This window comes from Sphaerospermopsis aphanizomenoides BCCUSP55 (genome assembly GCF_001586785.1).
Taxonomy (GTDB): Bacteria; Cyanobacteriota; Cyanobacteriia; order Cyanobacteriales; family Nostocaceae; genus Sphaerospermopsis_A; species Sphaerospermopsis_A aphanizomenoides_A.
In genome coordinates, this window is the sequence record NZ_LUFH02000195.1 from 1 (window position 1) to 3,546 (window position 3,546).

Here is a 3,546-nt window from a genome sequence, read left to right on the forward strand (position 1 = left end):
CCCCTGCCCCCCCTGCTTACTCAACGAGTGGATATTTTTTTATTTGGAAGTCCCTAATATCTATTCCCTATTTTCCATTCCCTCATGTCTCCAAGTAATCATTACAATATATTAAACCGTCGCATCTGGAGAACAATTTGTGGTAGCTAATTCCCTACGTCCTCACATTTTAGCTGAAAGTAGTCAGAAACTAAGTAGCTTTGCCCAAAGACACATAGGACCAAAGGCTGATGATATTCAGCAAATGCTGGAAGTATTAGGTTTGAGTAACCTCGACGACTTAATTGATAAAACAGTACCGCAAGGAATTCGTTTTCATCAAACCCTGCAATTACCAGTAGCACAAAGCGAATATGCAGCACTGGCAAAATTGAAAAAGATAGCCGATAAAAATCAAGTTTATCGCTCCTACATCGGCATGGGTTATTATGATTGTATCACCCCGACAGTAATTCAACGCAACATCTTAGAAAACCCCGGCTGGTATACAGCATACACCCCTTATCAACCAGAAATTGCTCAAGGACGTTTGGAAGCATTATTAAATTTCCAAACCATGATTATTGATTTAACTGGTTTAGAAATTGCTAACGCTTCTTTATTAGATGAAGCCACAGCAGCAGCAGAAGCCATGAGTATGAGTTATGGTGTGTGCAAAAATAAATCACATAACTATTTTGTCTCCCGTGAATGTCATCCCCAAACTATTGATGTATTGCAGACTCGCGCTAAACCTTTAGGCATTAATATTATTATCGGTGATCATCAAACTTTTGATTTTACCGAAACTATCTTTGGGGCAATTCTGCAATATCCCGCAACCGACGGTACAATTTACGACTATCGCCATTTTATCACACAGTCCCATGCTCAGGGTGCATTGGTGACAATTGCCGCAGATCCTCTTAGCTTAACATTACTCACACCCCCCGCTGAATTAGGGGCAGATATAGCGGTAGGCAGCACCCAGAGGTTCGGTATTCCTTTGGGCTTTGGGGGACCCCACGCTGCTTATTTTGCTACTAAGGAAGAGCATAAACGCTTAGTTCCAGGGCGGATTGTCGGGGTATCAAAAGATGTTAATGGCAAACCTGCTTACCGTTTAGCTTTACAAACCCGTGAACAACATATTCGCAGAGATAAAGCCACCAGTAATATCTGCACAGCGCAGGTATTATTGGCAGTAATGGCGAGTATGTATGCAGTGTATCATGGACCCGATGGTTTAAGGGCGATCGCTCAAAATATCCACCAATTAACTGCAACTTTAGCCGCAGGTTTGCAAAAGTTAGGTTATAAAATTGTTAGTGACAACTTTTTTGATACTCTGCGGATAGAGTTAGGAAATACCAGTTTACAGGCAATTTTAGAAGCTGCGGATGCGAGAAATATCAACTTGCGAATTTTTGATAATTCTGATGTAGGAATTTCCTTAGATGAAACGACCACGGAAGCAGATGTAATTGATTTATTGCAAGTTTTCGCACTGCAAGATCAATTACCTTTTAATATTGCAGAAATCACTTTTTTAAGTTCTCACATTTCCCAAGTTCGTGAAAGTGAATATCTCACTCATCCCATTTTCAACCGCTATCATTCAGAAACCGAGCTATTACGTTATTTACATCAATTAGAAACCAAGGATTTATCATTAACAACATCCATGATTCCTTTGGGTTCTTGTACGATGAAGTTAAACGCAACTTCAGAAATGATTCCGGTAACTTGGGCAGAATTTGGCAAAATCCATCCTTTTGCGCCAATTTCCCAAACCAGAGGTTATCAAATTCTGTTCCAACAATTAGAAAACTGGTTAGGAGAAATTACAGGTTTTGCGGGAATTTCTTTACAACCAAATGCAGGTTCTCAAGGTGAATATGCGGGACTTTTGGTAATTAGAGAATATCATCAAAATCGGGGAGAAGGACACAGAAACGTTTGTTTAATTCCTCAATCTGCACATGGTACAAATCCTGCAAGTGCGGTAATGTGTGGGATGAAAGTTGTAGGAATTGCTTGTGATGATCAGGGTAATATTGATGTTGCTGATTTAAAAGCCAAAGCTGAAAAATATAGTAGTGAATTAGCAGCTTTAATGGTGACATATCCATCAACTCATGGAGTGTTTGAAGAAGCAATTCAAGAAATTTGTGCCATAGTTCATGAACATGGTGGACAAGTTTACATGGATGGGGCTAATATGAATGCTCAAGTGGGTATTTGTCGTCCTGGTGATATTGGTGCTGATGTTTGTCATTTGAACTTACACAAAACTTTCTGTATTCCTCATGGTGGTGGTGGTCCGGGAATGGGTCCTATTGGTGTCGCTTCCCATCTTGTACCGTTCTTACCTGGACATTCTGTAATTAAATTAGGTGGTGAACTGGGTGCGGTTTCTGCTGCACCTTGGGGAAGTGCGAGTATTTTGGTAATTTCTTGGATGTACATTGCAATGATGGGTGCAGAGGGGTTAACTGAAGCAACCAAAGTTGCGATTTTAAATGCTAATTACATCGCTAAGAAATTGGAGTCATTTTATCCGGTTTTATATCAAGGAAAAAATGGTTTTGTAGCACATGAATGTATTTTAGATTTACGTGCGTTGAAAAAATCAGCAAACATCGAAATTGATGATGTTGCGAAGCGGTTAATGGACTATGGTTTTCATGCTCCTACTGTTTCTTGGCCTGTGGCTGGTACAATAATGGTAGAACCAACGGAAAGCGAATCTAAGGAAGAATTAGATCGTTTTTGTGAGGCGTTAATTGCGATTAGAAAGGAGATTTCTGAGATTGAATCTGGTAAGATGGATCTGCAAGATAATGTGTTGAAAAACGCGCCTCACACTGCGGAAAGTTTGATTGTTGGTGAGTGGAAACATGGTTATTCTCGTGAAGAAGCTGCTTATCCTGCAAGTTGGAGTAAGGAATATAAGTTCTGGCCAAGTGTGGGTAGGATAGATGCTGCTTTTGGGGATCGGAATTTTGTTTGTTCTTGTTTACCGATGGAGGCTTATAGTTAGATAGCTATCAGCTTTCAGCTTTCAGCAGTCAGCTAATTAAGTTTTGAAGATCCTCGATTTCTGATATCAATTTATCATTTATTGGTGGGGTTGAAAAAAGAAGTCGGGGATCTGAATTTTTTTCATGTACTGTTTTTATTATCAATTTTTAAAGCTGAGTAATTTTTTGACGAATTTGATTTATGAGACATCTAATATTCTCTAATTTATGTTCTTTTTCTAATACTTTCTTTAAAACTAATTCTTTTACTTTTTGAATTAATTTATTGTTATTGTATATGTTAGGGTAACTGGAAGAAAAAGTACCTTTAATACTTCCTTCAATAATACTTTTTAGAGCCTTAAATTTAGTTATATGTTTATTTTCTATAATATGTATTAATTTATTTACTAAAATTTCATCTTCTATTTGGTTAACTAAATCTTTTGTAATTGGTCTTAGTTCTTCATATCCATCTTGAGTGTTTTGCCCTAGAGTTTTTACTGCAAAGAAATCTTCTAAACATTCCTCGTTACCGGTATGT

At 38.1% G+C, this 3,546-nt stretch carries 2 protein-coding genes; one reads left to right on the forward strand and one right to left on the reverse strand.

All coding sequences use genetic code 11. The features are described 5' to 3' along the window. Positions 1-139: 139 nt before the first annotated feature. On the forward strand, positions 140-3,022 hold the full coding sequence (gene gcvP / locus A0J48_RS26065; RefSeq protein ID WP_325079223.1) for an aminomethyl-transferring glycine dehydrogenase: 2,883 nt from the start codon (positions 140-142) through the stop codon (positions 3,020-3,022). Positions 3,023-3,170: 148 nt separating this feature from the next. On the opposite strand, the gene A0J48_RS26070 is transcribed toward gcvP, so the two are convergent. Further along, positions 3,171-3,546, reverse strand: a 376-nt coding sequence (locus A0J48_RS26070; RefSeq protein ID WP_200327478.1) for a hypothetical protein, incomplete at its 5' end; no start/stop codon positions are given.